The sequence below is a fragment of the Neobacillus sp. YX16 genome (assembly GCF_030123505.1).
Classification (GTDB): Bacteria; Bacillota; Bacilli; order Bacillales; family Cytobacillaceae; genus Neobacillus.
This window is the reverse complement of sequence record NZ_CP126115.1, coordinates 3,920,102-3,940,640: the sequence shown is the minus strand read 5'-3', so window position 1 is coordinate 3,940,640 and position 20,539 is coordinate 3,920,102. Positions and strand designations below refer to the sequence as shown.

15 protein-coding genes and 2 pseudogenes are annotated in these 20,539 nt (G+C 39.8%); 12 read left to right on the top strand and 5 right to left on the bottom strand.

Features of this window, described 5'->3' with window-relative positions; all coding sequences use genetic code 11:
* Positions 1-20: 20 nt before the first annotated feature.
* The gene (gene dacB, locus QNH48_RS19210; RefSeq protein WP_283951601.1) at positions 21-488 is read left to right on the top strand and encodes a D-alanyl-D-alanine carboxypeptidase/D-alanyl-D-alanine endopeptidase; all 468 of its coding nucleotides are present in this window, start codon (positions 21-23) and stop codon (positions 486-488) included.
* A 146-nt stretch (positions 489-634) separates the two neighbouring features.
* Positions 635-807, top strand: a pseudogene (locus QNH48_RS19205) (transposase); the annotation flags it as partial.
* Between the two features lie 167 nt (positions 808-974).
* Here the strand turns inward: QNH48_RS19205 and QNH48_RS19200 are convergent.
* Both QNH48_RS19200 and QNH48_RS19195 read right to left on the bottom strand, forming a co-directional pair.
* Positions 975-5,441, bottom strand: coding sequence for a hypothetical protein (locus QNH48_RS19200; protein WP_283951600.1), 4,467 nt, complete (start codon positions 5,439-5,441; stop codon positions 975-977).
* A 54-nt stretch (positions 5,442-5,495) separates the two neighbouring features.
* Positions 5,496-8,591, bottom strand: coding sequence for a hypothetical protein (locus QNH48_RS19195; protein ID WP_283951599.1), 3,096 nt, complete (start codon positions 8,589-8,591; stop codon positions 5,496-5,498).
* A 280-nt stretch (positions 8,592-8,871) separates the two neighbouring features.
* Between QNH48_RS19195 and QNH48_RS19190 the strand changes: the two genes are divergently transcribed.
* Entirely contained in the window at positions 8,872-9,303 is a 432-nt protein-coding gene (locus tag QNH48_RS19190) for a hypothetical protein (protein ID WP_283951598.1), read from the top strand.
* A 127-nt stretch (positions 9,304-9,430) separates the two neighbouring features.
* Here the strand turns inward: QNH48_RS19190 and QNH48_RS19185 are convergent, their stop codons facing one another.
* Positions 9,431-9,979, bottom strand: a complete 549-nt coding sequence (locus tag QNH48_RS19185) for a YoqH family protein (protein ID WP_283951597.1) — start codon at positions 9,977-9,979, stop codon at positions 9,431-9,433.
* Positions 9,980-10,470: 491 nt separating this feature from the next.
* On the opposite strand from QNH48_RS19185, the gene QNH48_RS19180 reads away from it, so the two are divergent.
* From QNH48_RS19180 to QNH48_RS19155, 7 genes and pseudogenes are all read left to right on the top strand, one after another.
* On the top strand, positions 10,471-11,352 hold the full coding sequence (locus QNH48_RS19180; protein ID WP_283951596.1) for a hypothetical protein: 882 nt from the start codon (positions 10,471-10,473) through the stop codon (positions 11,350-11,352).
* A 373-nt stretch (positions 11,353-11,725) separates the two neighbouring features.
* A pseudogene (locus QNH48_RS19175) lies at positions 11,726-11,863 on the top strand (type I restriction enzyme endonuclease domain-containing protein); the annotation flags it as partial.
* Positions 11,864-12,060: 197 nt separating this feature from the next.
* The gene (locus tag QNH48_RS19170; RefSeq protein ID WP_349655137.1) at positions 12,061-12,261 is read left to right on the top strand and encodes an HNH endonuclease; all 201 of its coding nucleotides are present in this window, start codon (positions 12,061-12,063) and stop codon (positions 12,259-12,261) included.
* Between the two features lie 322 nt (positions 12,262-12,583).
* Entirely contained in the window at positions 12,584-14,062 is a 1,479-nt protein-coding gene (gene dacB, locus QNH48_RS19165; RefSeq protein WP_481858428.1) for a D-alanyl-D-alanine carboxypeptidase/D-alanyl-D-alanine endopeptidase, read from the top strand.
* A 1,016-nt stretch (positions 14,063-15,078) separates the two neighbouring features.
* A complete protein-coding gene (gene dacB / locus QNH48_RS30595) occupies positions 15,079-15,669 on the top strand; it encodes a D-alanyl-D-alanine carboxypeptidase/D-alanyl-D-alanine endopeptidase (RefSeq protein WP_481858427.1) in 591 nt (196 codons plus the stop codon).
* Complete coding sequence (locus QNH48_RS30590; protein ID WP_481858508.1) at positions 15,669-15,986, top strand: D-alanyl-D-alanine carboxypeptidase; 318 nt, start codon at positions 15,669-15,671, stop codon at positions 15,984-15,986. Before dacB (QNH48_RS30595) ends, QNH48_RS30590 begins: the two co-directional genes overlap by 1 nt.
* A 164-nt stretch (positions 15,987-16,150) precedes the next feature.
* On the top strand, positions 16,151-17,185 hold the full coding sequence (locus tag QNH48_RS19155) for an ADP-ribosylglycohydrolase family protein (protein WP_283951594.1): 1,035 nt from the start codon (positions 16,151-16,153) through the stop codon (positions 17,183-17,185).
* Positions 17,186-17,411: 226 nt separating this feature from the next.
* On the opposite strand, the gene QNH48_RS19150 is transcribed toward QNH48_RS19155, so the two are convergent.
* Positions 17,412-17,894, bottom strand: coding sequence for an HIT family protein (locus QNH48_RS19150; protein WP_283951593.1), 483 nt, complete (start codon positions 17,892-17,894; stop codon positions 17,412-17,414).
* Positions 17,895-17,997: 103 nt separating this feature from the next.
* On the opposite strand from QNH48_RS19150, the gene QNH48_RS19145 reads away from it, so the two are divergent.
* Together QNH48_RS19145 and QNH48_RS19140 are read left to right on the top strand one after the other, a co-directional pair.
* Entirely contained in the window at positions 17,998-18,834 is an 837-nt protein-coding gene (locus QNH48_RS19145; protein ID WP_349655097.1) for a deoxyribonuclease IV, read from the top strand.
* A 64-nt stretch (positions 18,835-18,898) separates the two neighbouring features.
* On the top strand, positions 18,899-19,624 hold the full coding sequence (locus tag QNH48_RS19140; protein ID WP_283951592.1) for a CBS domain-containing protein: 726 nt from the start codon (positions 18,899-18,901) through the stop codon (positions 19,622-19,624).
* 67 nt (positions 19,625-19,691) lie between these two features.
* Here the strand turns inward: QNH48_RS19140 and QNH48_RS19135 are convergent, their stop codons facing one another.
* Positions 19,692-20,423, bottom strand: a complete 732-nt coding sequence (locus QNH48_RS19135) for a hypothetical protein (protein ID WP_283951591.1) — start codon at positions 20,421-20,423, stop codon at positions 19,692-19,694.
* Positions 20,424-20,539 lie beyond the last annotated feature (116 nt).

Sequence of the window (20,539 nt, the reverse complement as noted above, 5' to 3'; positions counted from 1 at the left end):
GGGAAAGTTGGAAATGAATTTTGCTGAAAAGATTGAATTTGATTGTTCTTATTTTATTAATTGCAGCATTGGTCCCACAATCATATCCTGTACTCGCAGAAAATAATCTAACTCATCAGTTGAATCAGCTGTTAAATGAAGACCCCGATTTACATGGGGCTATTGCAGGAATCAGCATACGTTCTGCAGATACTGGTGACGTTATTTATGATCATTTAGGAGATGTCCGCCTACGTCCCGCTTCAAACATGAAGCTACTAACAGCCGCTGCAGCACTATCTGTTTTAGGGCAGGATTATAGGTTTAAAACGGAAATACTCACAGACGGTAAAGTAAAGAAGAAGACGCTTCAAGGTAACCTTTATTTAAAAGGCAAGGGTGACCCCACTCTTCTAAAAGAAGACTTAGATAAAATGGCTGCCGAAATTAAGAAATTGGGCATTAAAAAAATAAACGGAAATTTAATCGGTGACGGAGGAGAATCTTAATAAAAAACGTAAGTACAACATTATTTTTTACTCCCAACAAATAGCAGTGCACTTTGTGAAACAACTTCCAAAGTCCGTTGGATGTGGATTAATTGAAAGACCAGATAGGGCAATTCATTACCAGCTAATACCGAAGAATTTGAATGGTTAGTATAATTACCCCGGAATTCTATGGTACAGCCAGGCACAAAAAACGGAAGAGTTTAAAGAAGAATATTAGAAAAGAGCTTGCCAGGAGTGGAAAAACGGCTAGATGAAAAATTTTCACGGACTAGGTCGTGCCAGGGGGTATGGTCTAAAAAGCATGACTAGGGAAGCGTAATTAACCGAAATAGCAGTAAATTTAAAGAGGATAGCAAAGATACTATCCTCGAAATTACTGTTTCCTGTTAATCTCATTACTATATTCTTCAAAAAACACTGTCTAAGTCAGGAGGATTCCAGAATAACGTGGACTTTTTCAGTGGCCTCGAACCGTCCCGTATTTCATTTTAAGTAAATGATATCCATATATACGTTGCGTTGAAAAGTTTGAGTTGGGTGTGCACCGTAAAATATTTCCATTTCTTTGACAACCAGTCGCAATGGATATCCTCGATTTTCCTCAGGATTGGTTACTTTGCCTTCCCATACGACCACACCATTTGAATTAGGGGTGCCTGGCTTGAGCACGATTTCATCAAAGTTTGGCACATCCTCCCAGCCGAGGGTATCATCCACCATCTCGGAAAGCTGGCGTTGGAGTTGAAGATTCATCACACTCGGAGCAGGTTCTACTGTATTGTTAGGTGTGTTTTGTTTCTTTTTCGAATACGTTACACCGCTTACCGAGACATTGTAGACTCCTGGATGATTTGGATCCCTTGTTACGGTTAAGGAACGATCTGGTGACGTTTGAACGATGTCAGCAAGCACGACGGGCGAGATACGTAAATCTTCAGGAGCTGGATTCGATATGATCAACGAATTTGGCTGGAATCTGACAAGGGCAAGGCGAATAAATGGGTAGTAGGCATTGCCGGTATTTAGTTCTAGGTCACAATACCATAGCTTGCGTTCACGATCCCAATTGACTTCGAAGCAAACGACCTTTACAAAGTGATTTGGAAGTTCAAACAAACGAGCATCATAAATCTTCTTAGCATTCTTAAAATCTGCTATGTGTGTTAGCGGAAGTCGGGGTGATTCGCGGATAGGATCCTGACCCCAAAAAGTCAAGTAACTGTAAATAGCCTCCGAATGATCGGGTGATTTATTTTCGAGTACCACAACTCCCAGCATCTCACCGTCACCCGAAGACCACCAAGGGCGGTCAAGATAAATCCGGACTCCTCCTTTTCGCATACTTGTCACTTTTGTTCCATCTTCATTCCGTTGACTCCAAGAAAAGGTAGGCAAGACGTATTTAACTAAAGGTTTCGAAGGCCTAGCGGTGCTAAGGATATCGATTTCAATCTCTTGCGTATCGCGGACAAGGCTCTCGTTTGGCATGTTTGGCGGGAAGTACTCACGGAAGCGTGTTGTCGCTCTAACTTTGTAATGGACACGCCTGTACTTCGTATCGCCAAATCCCTGTTTCTCTACTTTGCTTGCCAAATTAATTTGTGCCTGATTTTCCGGCGTTACGGGCTTCTTTAACAAGGTATCATGGATCGTTTTCGCTTCAAAACTGTTGAAGACTAGACGTGATTGGTTAGCCTCCAATCGTAAGGCATTAGGGTTACTTTCGATCTTAACCTCTTTTCCGTCGTCCAGCCAAATCGGTAATTCCATCACATGACCACTGAATGGGACTGGTTCTAATACTGGTTCTATTTTCGTGACATCATCCATTCTTTCTGTCCATTCGGCAAGAATATCCACCTTGGAGGTGCTAGGGATATGGACAAAGATGGTTCCAAAGAGATAAGCATACGTATTATTCTTCTCACGTGGTCTTACTTGTAGAATAGGCTGCGATGGGAAATCAAGTGGCTGCTGAACAGCGTGAACAAGAGAAATCTCCCGAAAAGGGGTGAACAACCAGTTGCGGCCGGCATAAATTTCTTTTTCCAGTTTCAACAGATCTTCGTTGGTCCAGTTTGCTTTGTCATCTTTCACCCACTGCAAAAGCCCCATATCTGGAAGATTTCCTCCAAATGTAGAGCTGACGCGAATATTGGTTGCGATCGTTGCTTTCGGGAGATAGATTGTAAGAACACGGGTTCTTTCATCCCACAGGGGTTCATTTGAACCTTCAACGATACGAATGCGGAACAGCTTTGGCTCATACCATGTGTTTCCTTTTACCTCTACGAAAAACAAATCGTTAGGACCTCCACCGGGAAGTCCTTCAAACATCACCCCCGAAATCCATGGTTCCGGCAAGTAAGGAAGAATCAGTTGCTCCTCAGTATGAACCGCATAACCATCGGTCGATGAAGGGTCAGAGCTAGTGCGAATAAAGCGAACAGACGGTGATGTTATATCATTGAACGTGCCTGACTCGCGTGCAGCCAAGTAATAGAAATTCTGGATGACACTGCGAATCTGACCTGGCGGCATGCCGCTATACTTTACATCAATGGCTCCATCGAGCAGCCCATGCTCCTCTATCAATTGAAGCGATACTTTTGGAGGTGCAACATGTCTCTCGTTAAAAGGCAGATAGACAGGGTGGGCCGCAGTATATTCTTCAGTGCTTTGGTCATAGTTGCTGCGAATCACGAGCCTTTCTAATGATTCACCTTCCGCATAGGCGGTTGTGTCTGGATGATTCAGATTTCCACTTGGACTATAAAGCTGTCTCGGAACAAGTTCCGGAGGATTGACGGGCTCAAAACGGAGGTACTTAATCGTACCGATCGCTGTTTGATTAAGCCCTAATGCCGCTTCAATCTTTTGTGCTTCGTCCATCGCTGGTCCATTTCCGGCTAAATCAACCGTTCGGACACGGAAGGTATATTCATTTCCAAACCGGAGACGAGGCAAAGTCCCAGGTATGACGGAAAAGTTTGTCTCCAGTCCAAGCTTTGTCATCGCTGTGTTATCCACTTTCTGCGGCATCGTATCGGGCTCGTTTGGATTGGGCGCACTGGCCGTACTGCTAATACTTTTGCCAGGCCGGGGAGCTGACAAACTCCAGCCTTCCCAAGTGAAAAGCGACTCGTGAATATAAAGTTGGCTAACAGGATCACCTGTCTGAGGCGGACTAGTCACGCTAGGCTGTATAAATCCCTCATCCGAAAATTCCAAGTAACGTCCAATATTTAGCAGTTTATATTGACCAAGCCGGCGGTGCAAAGAATTTCGATTATTATATTGATCAGTTACATCTAAGCGGTACCCGCGTAAAAGATCTTCTGCAAAGAGGGGATTATCCAGTTTAGGAGGACCATCCAGCATCCCATTCAATTTGTTCGAGCGGTTAAAAATAGTGTTTAAATTGTTGGCATTCTTATTCCGTACAACCGAGATCCCGCCGTTGCGCAGAGGAGAGACACCCGCTTTTTCTTCTGCATCAATGGGCTTATCGTTTACCTTTTTATCCTTTTGAGCTGCGACGGTTGAAGCGAGGTTTAAGGTCTTGAGTGCAGCACCATCCACATCCACTTGAACTAATTCAATGTCTTCTTTTTTGGGAATCCAGATTCCTCCATCTAATTCTTTTGTTGAAGAGTAGGCCGAAAATAGTACGGTACCATTTTTCTCCCGATAGTCATAAGCCGTCCACGGACAATAATCTTCCGTCGCGGGAGCTCGACTGTCTTGATAGGAAGACTGACCACCATTCCCAGGAAAAGATCCATTTTGAAAAGAAGACTGACCTCCATTCCCAGGAAAAGATCCATTTTGAAAAGAAGGCTGACCCCCATTACCAGGAAAAGAGCCGTTTTGAAAAGAAGGCTGACCTCCATTCCCAGGAAAAGAACCGTTATGGGACTGGGAAATCCATTTTGGTACGATACGCAGTTTAAATGTACCGGCATTGTTATTTGTTTTAGGGATCGCATCAACTGGAATATAAAAATCCATCACAAGACCTAAACGGCGCAGTATCTCAGGATAATCACCTAAGGCTGAGAGCATTTGATGAAAGTCGATTTCCTTCTCAAAGTGAGCATTGGCCTCAGGGCCATCAGGCATGGCAGCCGGCTTAGCATCGGCTGATCGATAGTGATAGAGCATCGTACGGTAATAGGCGTCTTGAACATCTTGATTACGTGGATCGCTGGGAAATCGTAAGTATAATTCGTCGTCATCCGGACTCCTTGGGCCGCTTGAACCCTTCGGAGTTGCTGGACCCTTTGGACCCGGCTGTGGTTCCGGAGGAAAAGGAAACTTTGGGATAATGGCATCTCCAGTTCTTCCTGAGATACGACGCCTGCGGGCTATGACTTTGGCTTCCTCGATAGATTTGTTCAACTGCGTGCTTAAGTCCTTTTCTGTTTTGATCCCATGAGAACGAAAGCGCTTATGCAGTTCAACCAGTTCATTGATGAATCGATCCATTCCCATACTGACTCCATTTGAACCTTTTGGAGTAATTATTGGAGGCAGGTCATGGCGTGATTCTTTCATAAGCTTTTGATATAAAGCCTTCGTATAATTTAACACGTCTTTCACCGGATAACTCACGATTGGCCGACTGGAATAGTCGTCAAATTCATGCGGATGAACAGGAATATCCTGCCGGAAAAGGGATTGCCATAGCCCTTGATTGGGAGGAGATGACACTCTGTGTGTCGGGATCACTTTGGTTTGTGTTCCGTCATGTACCTCAAGTTCAAATGTTAACCGGTCTGGATGTGTGCGGTAGGCCCAATTAAGAAAGTCTGGAAAAGATGCTAATGTTGTTTCCTTTTCCGAATATAAACGCGGATTTACGTAAGCAGATAGCCGCAAATATCGGTTGTTTCCATCTATTTGCATTCCATTTGGGAGTGCAATCCAAAGAAGCCTTTGATTGACCATACAAAACTCCTTTATCCTTTAGTTTTCATTAAATATTTTTTAAAGATCAACTATTTAGGCAAATGCCATGCAATATTTTTCCCATTCAAAGGGATAGCCGCCTGGTTGGTCAGGGCCCATGATTTGTGCAAAAGTGGGATCTCCTGCTGCTCCGGCGAATCTGCGCTCCACTGTGAGGGTCACGCTTTTACTAAAAAATGCGATCTTAACGCCAACCGATAAAGATGCCTGGCCCCAAACTTCCACTTTGTCATTTTCTTTCTTACGGAGAGTGAGGCTAATGTAAAATTCAACGGTCACTGAAACCAAACCCAGAACCGTTACATTGCCGCTGGCGCGCACGTAACCGGTTAGTTTTACTTCTTCCCCGATCATTCCGAAGTAAATGCCGGCCATCACAGACACACCGCCACTGGCGACTCCGAGATTAATGCTGATATTTCCGCCAAATTCGATTGATGCCTCAATCGCTTCAATCCCCTTCGCATTGAGGGCAAAAGCAAAGAAACCTCCGCCGGCAAAACCCATTACTGAGACATTAAAAGGATTATGACGCTCAGAGAAGGCAAATCTGACACCCGCTGGCTGATCGACAAAGGGAAGAGACAGAGCGGCCGAAAGATTGATATTCTGTATGCTGAAAATACCTACACCGAAAGACGGAATCCCAAGCGTGAAGCCTGCCGTCACGCCGGATGCTGTTACATTGATGAATGGAGGGTCGGAAAAGCCATTAGAAGGGATAATGTTTTTCAGGGTTTCAACAAACTTTAGCGGCCCCTGAAATACAAGGTCGAGTCCTTCTGCACTGACATCCATTTTCTTACCATTTCCAGCAGAAAACCTTAACGCAGAAAATTTAAGCAGCAAAGTATCGATAAACTCCAAAGCAAAATCTTGTAACTTTCCTTGTACCATGAAGGTTGGAGGGCTGCCGTCTGGCGCAGTAATCATTTGTACATTAATGCTTAACTGAGCTGGACGATCAAATCCTGTTACACCTTTAGCTAAGAATTGAAAGAAACCTGTTGGATCTTTCCAGTTTTCAATACTTGGTTTCCATAAAAAGCGTGTTTCTATCGCATTATTTTGCAGACGTCGATTCGTTAGCATAGGAGCTTCTAACTTGAAATTTGGATCATCCAGTTTCTGTATTAACTGTTCAGGTTTTAAAGCTGATTCTAACTCCTTTATTTTAAGTGGATCAATGTTTATAGGAACCTTTGGCAGAATGTCCTGTAGTGTAATTCCTCCCAGAAATCTGGCTTTCTCAAATAATGCTGCTGGGTTGAACTGCCCTTTAATAATGTCGGCTGGGTTTGCGACTGGACCGAGCGCTCTCGACAATCCCCCAATCGTGGTATTAGGAGTGATGAGCCCGCCGGCTTTCTCTGTAGGTAAAGATAGTCCTAACTTTTCAGTAAGCCCTGCAAAAACTTCACCTTTATTATTTGTAGGATGAAAACCATGATTTAAATAAGCTTCTTCAAATTTAATTGATTTACTATCTAATTTTCGACCAGCTACCTGTTCAGCAGCAGGGATGTTCACTTCCGCTGACTCAACTTGCGGAAGAAACCTAGGGTTATAGTAAGACAATTTGTTTAACACATTTTCTTTTTCACCTTTAACAAGCTGTGCATTAAACGTCATTGTTCCTGTTTCAAGTGTGGTTTTCCCCTTACTGTCATTCTCGGTTTTAGCAAATGCAATCGGCTGGTTGTTTAATGGGACCTTTCGTAAAGGAACAAAGTTGGCATCATTATTATAGATAGAAACTAATTGATCCCAAGGCGGCATTTTTTCCTTGATTGGAACGCACAAAAGAGGCCGTTCAAAGGAAACGGTGTTCCCTTCCCAATCTTCTGCGACCATTTTGAAGAGAAAGGGCTCTTTATTCATCTCGGTTGGCCAGAACGGCGTCGCGTCACCTATAGGCCATGAAGGGATAGGATCACCTAAGTTCACAGGCCACGGATATTTTCCGCTGGGAACCAGATTGGGAGTTTTACGGGTTGTGATCCGTATCCATTTATAAGGCATTTCTCGACGTTCTTTTAGGTACGCTGGAGTAAGAGTTTCGTAATTTTTCACAGGCTCTCGGACTTCGATGTACCTATATTGTCTAAGAACCGCTTGGGCCCCCATCTGAGCGGTTGAAATCCGCTCAAATCGTCGTTCCGTAATGGTTACAATCGATACGGCATGCCCTGTATCACATAGAACGGCCTTTTCTGTTGTTTTAACAAATTGGTCTCTCCCCTGGGTGATAATCTGCTGCCATCCTTCTAGGGATAATGTTTCATAACCAAGTGTTTTATCAAAAACCGTTGGGTAATTCCATACACCCTCTAAGTTTGACCAAGCTCCTGCAGTAGAGAGTATCAGACGTCGTAGATTAATAGGACTGGGAATGTAAGGATTTGGAATACGAAGTTCGTTTAATTTGTTTTGCCAAGCCTCTTTCGATATCCCGCTTGGAGGTTTTGGCATTGAGTAATCTGTTGTTAACTTTACAATTTCATTAAGCTGTTTCTGGGTAGGGGCACTGTTAAATGGGATATGATGATTAGATGCAGTAATCAGATTTGTTGTGCCGCCTTCACGAAAAGTGTTTTCATTTTCTTTCTGCTTTTCTCCAAGCTCTGTATGCCATAACACAAATCGGCCATCTTGTCCCTCCGGGTGAATGAGATGATACCAAACGCCAGATTCTTCAGGAGAAAGATAGAGTCCTGTTGGGATTTCCAGTGTAGTCTTTCCCTCAAAAATCTCTGGAAAATGTGGAGTAAATGGCTTTGATGGATCTGGATTTGGCAGTTTTGGAACCACGGGTTTGTAATTCTTCCAGTTAAGCAATGTTTCCATTGTAAGCGGCCAGTTGTTTTCATCCTCAGGAAGCTCGAACACCAGTCGGCTTGGACCGGAAAGCATCGCTTTGATTGGACTTACAGAAGGTTCTGCTTCTGAAAAAATTTCTTCTACGATATGTTGTGCGGGAAAGTGAACGATTAATAATACCGGTTCATCTGCATTACGCCTGACAAGGCGAAGCGGGTATCCATTCGTGTGAATATTGACGAGTTCAAAAATCAAGTCTAAGAAGTCTTCTTTCCGTAAAACTCGGATAAAAAGATTATTATTAGACAAAGCTTTCGCTCCTTTCTTTTTAAAAAAAGGATTAGCATGAAGAAGATTGCTTAGATAAAAAATTCACTTCATATTATAACTATGTATCGAGGAATGGTGATAGACCACAAACGAAATGCATCTTCCTGCCATCGGGGATAAGAACCACGTTAGCATTATTTGAGTATAGGAAATTTGTCAATTAAATGGGGATTGGTATGGAAATCTTTCGCACGTTAAGATGTTAAAGGACATAGACTGGGGTACATCTTAATGATGGAATAAAAAGGGAGGTATTATTTTGAGGTACAAACCATATCGCTACTATGGTTACTGGAATATGCCTGCATATCCCAACACCCCCCCGCCTGTAAACCTGGTCTTTAACAGAGAAGACTCTTATAGACCGCCAGTAGGGCTTAGTTGGTCGCGTCGATATGCGATATTGGCTTTTGATGATAAAACCACAAAATGGCTGGATGAAATGATAATCCAGGGTTCTAATGCTGCCCTCATTGCATCTGGGTTGGTTTCAATGGGAGTTCTTACTGAAGTAGAGGATGGAATAATAGCCGCAATTTCTGGCATTGTAAAGCTGGGAAGTAGAGTTATTTTTACCGTGAATAATAAAGGTGGAAACAAGGGTATTTACTTTTTAATCCCCTATGAAGTATTTTTACCAGGTGGTTCTGCAGCGGAGATCCCAGTGCTTTATCCAAAAGCAAGATATTAAAATATGTTGCTATTGATACAAAGATATAGTGTATGAGATTAGCAGCGTTTTATGTTTGTAAATACATCTATCGTCTACAATATTAGAGGAAAATGGGGAATGAAAGGGTGGGGATATCCTCCACCTTTCATTTACATAGTGTTCCAATAAGCACGATATGCGGTGACACTGGAGCAGCCGAATTCGTAGTCCTAACTTGTACAACGGCCCCCTTGTAAAACAATGGTTGAGGTATCGTTAATGTGCGTGACCATGTTGGTTGTATTTCAGGAGTGGAGTACAACATAAAATGATAACTGCCAATTCCAGGGAAAGTAATAAATCCTTCATAGGCATCATAGTTACCAAACTGGTTAGGGGTAGGCAAACCCTTTGCAAGGATGCTTACTGATTGTTCACCATTAGCGAGGTGATCAGCTAATGCAACTCCAAGTCCATTTGTATGGATGCTTGGTATTGGGCTTTTTAACACCGTGCAGCATGGCAATTCAATATATTCAGGTACGCATAGTAAATCTCCTGGATAAATTTTCAGCGGATTGGAAATGTGTGGATTGTTTGCAATAATGAAACCTGTACTTACCCTTAGACGACGAGCAATCAAATACATGGAATCACCTTTCCCTACCATATAACGAGTAAAACCTGGTGGACAAAAAGTAGGAATTCTTCCCATAGCCTACCACCTATTCTAATGAGGATAATATTGACTTTGCAGATTGGTTACATCTACATCTGTATGTCATCAAAATGGGAATATGCTTTGGAATCTATTTGCGTAAATGACATTTATTCAAATGAAATAGGGAAAGCCCATTTCGTTCAATGAAGCTAATTAGGCTTTAGGCACTACTAACGAATGAGACTTTTTGGATAATTATTTGATTTAGACAATCTACTATATATTTATCTTTGTATATGATAAAAGGAATAAAGCAAGAACAAGATAAGGAGTGACATTTTTTGTTTTATTATCCTTTTTTTTCATCAAATCACTGGCCATCCCATCAGTCCCATTTCAATCATGTACCAATTTCGGCACCATATAGGTGGTATCCCAATTCATATCCCAAAGCCCATGTTTCGCACGGATGGATAAAAAATCCAGAATATATTGTTCCTTTTTACCATCTTAATCCAGGTAATTCCCATCATCTTCATTCATTTATGAATCATCAAAATAGACAGCCAAAAACAGTTCAAGTGTTCTTAGAAGGGATTTTCTGTAAAAGCACAGGTGTATATGAAGGGTATGATTTAGAGATCTATGGTAGTCTAATGGCTAACGATAATTTAATTTGGCATAGTACGGAAATGAATCCTGTGAACATTAAAGAAGGAAATCTTTTTGGCATTCTTGAGTATAAAAACATAGTGTTGGATCCAAACGAACCATTGAAACTGCAGGGACATTTATGGGATCAAGACTCTCCTCCTCTTGATCCACATGATGATATGAAATATAGAGAAATCATGATACCTTTTCATGAAATTGCCTCAGAACCGCGAAGATATACTCTAAGGTTTAAAGAACTTGATCAGATCGTTGATGTTTATTTTGAAGTCAAATCCATTGACTCCAGGATTTCCAGTTTCCATAATAGTCAAAGTACTTACTATATACCGCATCATCATCTCAATAATCCCTACAGACAGAATCCTGTTAGAGCTGAAGTGTTGCTAGTGGGTATCCATAACAACAGATCAGGTGATTATGAAGGTGCTGGTTTGGCCATTTACGGGTGGCTAAAAGCAAAGGATACTTTGTTGTGGAATGTAGACCCATCGAATGCTGTAACCATTAGAGAAGGGAATCTTTATCCGATTCGTGTGCAAAAAACAATCCGTTTGGATCCAGGCGAACCTCTTAAATTGGAGGGGCATTTATGGGAAAGTGATCCGCTTCCTTTGGATGAGGACGATGATATGGAACAAAGGGAGTTAAGTATACCAGTGAATGAGCTTAGTGGTAATTGGAGAGATTTTTACTTATCCTTTTCACAAAGTGACCAACTAGTAAATGTATATTTTCGAATCCGGTTAGTATGATGATCTTTAATGGTCCATTATATTCGAATTTGTACATTTTCACATGATAAGATTGCTGTTTGCTTCCATTATGTAAGAATTTTGCTTTGTAAAAAAGTGGACCTAAGGAATAATAAATATTGATGAAAAGACGTGTTTCTATATACGTCTTTTTGTTGTTCAACAGCAGATATTTCAATGGGGGAATGCATAAGGGAAAAAGGGATCATAAAACTCCAATAATTGTGATAGCAAATATGTTTCTGGTATTTATTTTATGTATATTTCGGCAGTCTGTTTATTAATTGCTATGAATTATTTCTTAATATTTTTATAGTATCTTAGGTTGCCATAATAATCTCCTTAAACGTTATTTTAGAGGAGTTATTGCCTTGAATCTGCAAGAGCTAAAATGAGAATTACTGTTCGAAGATTGTTAAATAAATATGGCTATCCACCTGACCTTCAGAAAATGGCGGTTGAAACGGTAGTAAAACAGGCTGAATTGATGGCTAGTAATATGGAGATGTAATTTCGAAACTAGATTTTGATTGAATTTAGGAGGAATTTTCTCTAGAAAAAATTACATTTTACTAAAATAGATTAGGCAAGGAACATAAGATATAGGTTGGCGCTTAATTCTGGATGGAAAGCAAGTTTTAAAAGTATGTGGGATGATTCATTAATAGCACCAGAAATTATGGCGACAATTTGTAAGGATGCTGGAGCATTCTCAGGAATTTAAACAAAGCTCATATTGATCATAAAATTAGTGGAAAATTAGGAACCAATAAAATTAAAAACTTAAGAACTCTATGTCGACACTGTCATGTTTTAAGAGCTGATAGAAGACATCGTGGAATGATTGGAAAAGCATTAAAGGACGGTTTCATTACTTCAGACTGGAGAGAACAAATTTGGAAGGAATAAAAATACAGTCATGGAATTCGAAACAGGGTTCATTATTCCCTGTCCGACAGGTATTAGCCGACCTGTCGCTGATGATGATAGGCTAAATGAGGCATCCTATGGGGTGGTCCGGCATGGAGAGGTTTGGTACGGTCGGGTGAGGTAAAGCGAGGTAAGGCAAGGCATATGATGTTATTTTTATAAACAACCTAATGGTAGTGTCATTGGGTTGTTTATTTATTTATGCAAAATCTATGATATAAAAAATTATTAATAAATATAAAAAAGGTCCTGGTTTTAGAATTAAGTGAACAGGTAATGATATCTATTAAAAACAATTTGGATGTGGAATCGTTTGAATATAATTAAAAAAGGCTTTTGTATCTTGTTATTTTCAATTTTGGCGACTTTTCTACCGCCTTCCTCTCATTTCTATGCAAATGTATCAAATCAAATTTTAAAAACAGAAATTAACAAACTTTTACAGGAAGAACCAATCTTAAAGGGAGGATTGACAGGAATAAGCATTCGTACTGCAAGTACGGGCGAAGTCCTATATGAGCATAATGGGGATGTTCGTATGAGACCTGCTTCGAATATGAAATTATTTACCTCAGCAGCAGCTTTATCTGTATTAGGTGAAAAATATCAATTTAGGACTGAAATTAGGATGGACGGGAAAAGAGACGGAAATATATTAAAGGGGAATCTGTATTTAAAAGGTTTTGGTGACCCAACACTTTTAGGTGAAGATTTGGATCAACTAACTAAGTTTATTGCCCATTCCAATGGTATCACATCTATCGAGGGAGATCTTATTGGGGACGACAGCTGGTACGATGATGTTCGATTATCTCGTGATCTAAATTGGAGTGATGAGTCAGCTTATTACGGATCTCAAATTTCCGCACTAACAGTTTCTCCGACTAAAGATTTTGATTCTGGTACTATTATTGTAGAGGCATTTCCTGGATTGAACATAGGTAATCCCGTACAAATTAAACTCTCACAAAATACAAATTATGTAAATGTAATTAATCAGGCTGTGACCGTATCCCCCGATGGAGAGACCGATCTTTCAATTGATCGAAAGCATGGTTCAAATACCATTATTGTTAAGGGCTTTCTTCCTATCGGAGCAAAAAAGGAAAAAGAATGGATAGCAATTTGGGAACCGACCCAATTTGTACTTGATTTTTTTAATCAGAAATTAGCAAAAGAAGGGATTAAACTATCGGGAAACTCTAAGTTAGGAGTTACACCCAAGGATGCCAAAATTCTTACAAGTCATCTATCCATACCATTATCCGAGCTCCTCATACCTTTTATGAAACTTAGTAATAACGGACATGCAGAAATCTTAGTTAAGGAAATGGGGAAAATAAGGAAAGGAGAAGGTAGCTGGGAAAAAGGGTTAGAAGTAATAAATGAGCAGCTTTACAAATTAGGGGTAAATCCAGAAACACTAGTAATTAGAGACGGTTCAGGTATTTCTCATGTCAACCTAGTTCCAGCTAATGAAATTTCCAAGCTTTTGTTTAATGTACAAAAAGAAAAATGGTTTCCTACTTTCTTAATATCCCTGCCAGTCGCTGGTGATAGTAATAGGATGGTAGGTGGAACCTTGAGAAAAAGAATGGAATCCCTAAACGTAAAAGCTAAAACAGGAACAATTTCTACTGTATCTTCCTTATCTGGTTATGTGGAAACCCAAAAAGGAGAAATACTTATTTTTTCTATTCTATTAAACAATCTCCTTGATGAGGAAAAAGGAAAAGACATCGAGGATAAAATAGTGAAAATAATAGCAAAACATAAATAAGTGCTAACTTAGAAACAAAATGAGTCCCATTACCAATGTCTAACAAAAAACACACCGAAAAATGACTACTAATAATTGTATAATTTGTAGTCATTTTTTTGGTATAAAGTCGATTGCATATTGTCGGATTAGAGTGTATATGAAAAGTACCGAAATCTGTTAAATTATACAATCCTCGATGATGAGCACTCTTTTAAGAAATGCCTCCTTAGTTAAGTAACAATTGTTTATCAAATATATAATTTCAATAATCTATTATTAGATTATTTTTACTCCCAAGTTGTGAATGAGATTACCAATTTCTAATACATCTTGCACACAAGAATGAAGCAGCAAAGGGAATTAACGGTATCATGTATCCCTACAATTTGAGCACTCACCAAATTTCACTACATTAAATTTAATTTTACCACTGTCAATTGGCATAACTAGTGAGGCATGTCCTTCCAAAAGGAGTATTGGAGCAATATAAGAGGCTATTTCCACTAAAGCCCCGTTAATATGAAATGCACTGCATGACTATTATGTATTGAGAAATGATTCAAAAATCTAGAACCATACTGCCAAACCAGCATCAAACAATATGATCAATAACAGCCCATATATTTTTTTATTATTATTTACTTAATTTAACCGTATTTTTAAGGTCCTCGATGCTTCGCATCTGCGGATACGCCTCCCGCTATGGGCTATGTCCTCCTCCAAACCAATAAAGGCTTAACTAAAAATCCCTTGAATAAAGTCTTTAGTTTATAGTCACTTATTCATACATAAATGGATTAATTATTCCAAATAATATTTTCAAAATTAAATAATAAATTCTTTTATGTACATTTCACAGTTATGGACACATTAAGAGAATACGGTAAATTTAATAGCTAAATAGAAAAATTTTGTGTACAACCCTTTTTTCTCTTGGGTATATAAAAATCCTTGTGTATCAACGATTAACTAGGAGTAAGAAAAGGAATCTATGTACAATTATTTAATGTACAATTCAATTAAGATACGATATCTTGTATGATGATGTCCGGTATTCGCCGGATTTACCTTGGAGTGATGAACAAACCTATTATGGTGCACAAATTTCGGCATTTACGGCTTCACCCACAAAAGACTTTGATTCAGGCTCGGTCATGATTGAGGTGATGCCTGGCAATAACAAAGGTAATAAGACCAAGGTAAAAGTTACTCCTGACACGAACTTTGTAAAAATAATCAATCAAACTGAAACCGTCCCTGCAGATGGGAAAAAGAAAATTACCTTTGAACGGGAACACGCCAAAAATACGATTACGATATCTGGCACATTACCTGTTAAAGCCAAGCCAGAAAAGGAATGGATTGGTGTGTGGGAGCCGACACGTTATGCGTTAGCCCTTTTTAAACAATCCCTAACCGAACAAGGCATTCAATTTACCGGAAAAGTTGAGACAGGGACAACACCAGACGCAGCAAGAATACTACATTCGCATAGCTCAATCATGCTGTCTGAGTTACTGGTCCCGTTTATGAAGCTAAGCAACAATGGCCATGCAGAAACCTTGGTTAAAGAGATGGGAAAAGTGGTGAAAGGGGAAGGAAGCTGGGAAAAGGGTCTTAGGTGATGGAAGCCGAGTTAACTAAATTCGGAATCAACACGAAAACCTTGGTACTAAGGGATGGATCTGGTATTTCTCATGTCGACTTAGTTCCAGCAGCTCAACTATCTCAATTGTTATATGCAGTTCAGCAGCAAAAATGGTTTCCAGCTTTTCTTCATTCACTACCGATAGCAGGAGCAAGTGAAAAAATGGAAGGCGGTACTTTACGTAACCGGATGTCAGGTCCTGAGCTTAGACAGAAGGTATTTGCGAAGACTGGAACCATCTCAACAGTCAGCACCATATCCGGCTACGTTACACTAAAAGCGGACAAACCATAATATTTTCTATCATGTTAAATAATCTATTGGATGACTCTAAAGGAAAGAAAATAGAAGACAAATCAATTACGATAATAGCCAATCAATGATGAGTTGTGGTCTCTTAGATACAACTTATTTTTTCTGTTAAAATATAGGTAAATATGTAAGAGAGGTGAATACACATGCAAACAATAAATGAACGGTTTAGAGGCTGCCTGATTGGCGGGGCAATTGGCGATGCGTTAGGATGGCCAGTGGAATTTTTACGTCTGGATGAAATCAAAAGGAAATACGGAACACAGGGGATAACGAACCTAGTAAAAGGCAGAAGTAATCTAGTAGAAATAACCGATGATACACAAATGACGATTTTCACTGCAGAGGGTTTATTACGAGCAGAAAATAGAGGCAGAAACAAAGGAATAGCACATATACCGTCGGTGGTCCACAGAAGCTATTTACGCTGGCTTAATACCCAAGGGGTGGGCAACGACGTAGAAAAGGACGGCTGGATACATTCAATAAAAGCTTTACATACAAGAAGAGCGCCTGGAAATACCTGTTTAGATGCACTGATCTCAGGAAGAATGGGAACCATGGAAGAACCACTCAATAATAGTAAAGGATGCGGAGGTGTGATGCGGACTGCCCCTATTGGATTGGTTTTTAAGAAAGAGGAGGCATTCAAGCTAGGATGTGAAAGTGCGGCAATTACACACGGACATCCGAGTGGATACCTTTCTGCCGGTGCGCTTAGTTATATAATCGCAGCTATAATTGAGGGGATAAATTTAGAAATTGCTGTGGAACAAGCTTTGGAAGAGTGTAAAAAATACCCATCAAATCAGGAATGCAGCACGCTGATTGAAAAAGCAATCACATTAGTAAAATCAGACAAACCAGTTATTCAAGCAATAGAAAGTCTAGGAGAGGGTTGGGTCGGTGAAGAGGCACTTGCTATTTCCATCTACAGCGCTTTAAAATATCAAGATGATTTTGAAAAAGCTGTGTTTACAGCCGTTAACCATAATGGCGACAGTGATAGTACCGGAGCGATAACCGGAAATATTTTAGGGGCTTATCTTGGAATCAATGGGATTCCGCAAAATTGGGTTAGCGATGTAGAACTTTCAAAAGAATTGAGCCAACTGGCAGATGATTTAGTCAAGACCTATGAAGACAGTGAGGAATGGCACCAAAAGTATCCTGGTTGGTAAAAATATTACCTTAATTGTTTTGTTATAATGAAATTTTACTTGAATCGTCCCCATTACACTCCGTATTCTTCGGATTAAGGAACGATTCTGCAGGTATTGTTCCGTTGACCCATCTTTTTCACCCTACATGGGAACGATTCTCCAAGTATCATTCCCTTGATACCTCATTTTCGTCGTTTAAGGGAACGATTCGTTAACGGAACCCGTTATTTTGAAAGTCTGTACTTTAATTTAATGCGTTTCTTAAGTCTTCGATAGCTTTCATAACCTTTTGATTATTTTCTACTGTGTTCCGATGATTTCGTGCATGTAGCAATACAGGTCGAACAGATTCAACAGAACGGCCAAATTCATTCATCCAATCATATCGAGGGACCATCCAGGTATGAAAATGATGGGTAGTGTCTTCGTTGTAAAAGTAATAAACATACTCAATACCTAAAACTTCGCGCTGAGCTTTCCTAATGGAAGTCATTATATTTATGTAATCCAATCTTTCTGCCTCGGTAAGTTCATCTAAGCATTTAATATGCCTTTTAGAAGCAAGGATGACTAATCCTTCAATGGGATAGGCGACATCCTGGTGAGCATGAAAAGATTCTGTTTCTATTATGACACCACCATCAGGCTCAATCAGACCGCTTGTTAAGGCGCAGCTTAAACATTCGACTTCAACTGTTTTTCCATTTGATAATGTAATTGTTCTCATCTAATTCCTCCTTCCAAGTATCCTGAATTATCTTACAACACTTGCATTAAAAAGAATAGTTTAAACTTATAATGCAGAATCTAACACTAAAAAAGCGGTGTATATGATGATTTTTGGATGTCATGTGAGTATACGAAATGGATATACAGGAGCGGCTAAAGTAGCAGCATCATTGGGTGCAGCGGCATTTCAATATTTTCCGAAAAACCCGCGCAGCCTTTCGGTAAAGGATTTTGACCGAGGAGATGCCACAAGCTGTATGGAGTTTTGCCAGAAGCACAACCTTGTTTCAGTTGCGCATACTCCGTACTCTACAAGTTTAACTCCTTCAGAGGATAAAAAAGAATTAACTATTGCCTCTCTTTTGAATGACCTTGAAATTGCAGACTCCTGCGGTTCAATCGGTGTGGTAGTCCACTTTGGAAGTCAAATAAGCAAAAATGACCCGCTTGCGAGTTATCATTTAATGCTTGAAATGCTAAATTCTGTCCTCAGTCAATGGGACGGCCAATGTTTACTACTCATTGAAAATAATGCTGGAACTAAAGGGGCTCTCGGGACTACCTTTGAAGAATTAGTACAGATTAGAAATCTGGCTGATTATCCTGAGAAAATAGGATTCTGCCTCGACACTTGTCATATGTTTGCGAGTGGACTTTGGAATGGGGAAAATACAGAAGAATTTTTTTCCAAAGGAGAAGAATTAGACTACTTTGACCATCTGAAAATCATTCATCTTAACAATTCTAAGTATCCCACCGGTTCGAAGAAGGATCGTCATGCCAATGTTTTTCAGAATGGTCTGATCAAGGCAAAGTTTCTTCAGGAAATTGCTACCTCCCCGATTGTAAAGGATATTCCATTTGTGTTAGAAACACCCGATGACGAAGGTATCTCTCATGAAGAAGAAATTATGCAGCTCTACCAAAAGTGGGGATAGTGAAATACATACAATAAATATATAATAAAAGAGAATAAAGTAAATAAAATGGCAGGGGTAGAGGATGAAACAAGTGAAAAAAGCACCAATACTATCGGAACGGTTTGAAGTGGCCTTTAATCAAGTACATGATGCGATGAAGGATATTGTCAAAATTAATGATGATAGATTTGTAGTATTAGTGAAGGTTGGAGCTAAGAAATATCAAATCATTGAAACTTTTAAAAAAGATCTCGAACAATATGCGAAGCTGCGCAATGCTATTGTCCATGAAAAAATGGAAGTAGGCTATTATATCGCGGAACCAAATGCAAGAGTAGTAGAGCATATAGAAAAAATTGCCCATGTATTTAACCGTCCCAATTACGCTTTGACGATTGCGACGAGAAATGTAATATATTTTGATTATGACGATAGCATCCTTAAGGTAACCGAGGCAATTCGCCAGTTTAATTATTCGAAATTTCCGATATACAAGAATAAAGAGTTTGTGGGTTTATTGACGGCAGGAGCGATTGTAAAATGGATGGCACAGAACATGGTAAGCGGCTCTGTAAATCTAGACGATACACATATTTCGGATATAATGAAATACGAGAAAGATCATCCGATTGACTTTGTCGCGAAAAGCACGAATATCTTTGACGTTGAAACCATCTTTGAAAAGTCACATAAGGTTAAGAAAAAATTAGAAGCAGTTATCATCACCGAAAATGGTAAAAAAGACGAAACACCATTAGGAATTGTTACTCCATGGGATTTGATTGAAATCGACTATACGGTGGAGTAATAAAGGAAGGAGCATACCAAAATGGTATGCTCCTCCTTATATTTAGCACCAAGATTTTGGGCTTTTCTTATGGCATATCATCAAAGTTAAATTCGCTTAATTGATCCATATGGCTGGCAATCATGGCGATAATGGTGCTGGCCTCTTCTTTACTGAAAATGAAATGAGATTCGTCTTTGATTAATTCATCCTCGGTGGTCCAAATCCGATTAATTCGCTTTAACACACCGTCGCCAGTTTCAGGAACAACCCCAAATTGATAAGTCACTTCGACTTCATCTTCATGCTTGAAAGCGGTGACCTCAGGAGTGTTCCATTCTACATCAATCTCTTCAAATATATCGTCCTCATTTACTTCCTCAGCCTCATAATACTCGACACCATCGTCATCGGCCATTTCATAACAGTCTTCATCGTCTACATAGACTTCGTCTGAAGTAAGATAGACACCGTCATCTGTGTAATGATCATCATCGTTCATATAATCATGCAGGCTTGTGTGGACCTCATCGATTATATCTTCTATGTCCGAAAGGATGACTTTAGCAGTATGCCCACTGTCAACATCGAAGGTATCGATGTAAAATTCTTCGTTCTGAGGATCAAAGAACAATGTACAGAAAAAGTCTCTATCGATTTCTTCTGTATTCACATCTTCTGTTTCTACAAAAAACTCGATCCTCGGGTGTTTGGCAGCTCTTTCAACCGACATTTGACCAACCTGATCATACTCTTCACAAATAGATTCTAGGTGATCTTGAAGCTCGCCGCAAACTCTGTCAAACCATTCTAACGACATTAACATCCCATCCTTTCAAGGTAATCGGAGTTATTATCTCCAACATGTCTATTAATATGTTTAATCCATGCATTTTTGTAAAAACATGGGTTTTCCTGTCATACTGAAAAGGTAAA

Excerpts from the sequence above, each read along its gene's own strand:
- QNH48_RS19185 (WP_283951597.1), bottom strand. The coding sequence starts at position 9,979 with ATGGGAAGAATTCCTACTTTTTGTCCACCAGGTTTTACTCGTTATATG.
- QNH48_RS19200 (WP_283951600.1), bottom strand. The coding sequence starts at position 5,441 with ATGGTCAATCAAAGGCTTCTTTGGATTGCACTCCCAAATGGAATGCAA.
- QNH48_RS19140 (WP_283951592.1), top strand. The coding sequence starts at position 18,899 with ATGAAACAAGTGAAAAAAGCACCAATACTATCGGAACGGTTTGAAGTG.
- QNH48_RS19155 (WP_283951594.1), top strand. The coding sequence starts at position 16,151 with ATGCAAACAATAAATGAACGGTTTAGAGGCTGCCTGATTGGCGGGGCA.
- dacB (WP_481858428.1), top strand. The coding sequence starts at position 12,584 with ATGTGGAATCGTTTGAATATAATTAAAAAAGGCTTTTGTATCTTGTTA.
- QNH48_RS30590 (WP_481858508.1), top strand. The coding sequence starts at position 15,669 with ATGGAAGCCGAGTTAACTAAATTCGGAATCAACACGAAAACCTTGGTA.
- QNH48_RS19150 (WP_283951593.1), bottom strand. The coding sequence starts at position 17,894 with ATGAGAACAATTACATTATCAAATGGAAAAACAGTTGAAGTCGAATGT.
- QNH48_RS19135 (WP_283951591.1), bottom strand. The coding sequence starts at position 20,423 with ATGTCGTTAGAATGGTTTGACAGAGTTTGCGGCGAGCTTCAAGATCAC.
- QNH48_RS19145 (WP_349655097.1), top strand. The coding sequence starts at position 17,998 with ATGATGATTTTTGGATGTCATGTGAGTATACGAAATGGATATACAGGA.
- QNH48_RS19180 (WP_283951596.1), top strand. The coding sequence starts at position 10,471 with ATGAATCATCAAAATAGACAGCCAAAAACAGTTCAAGTGTTCTTAGAA.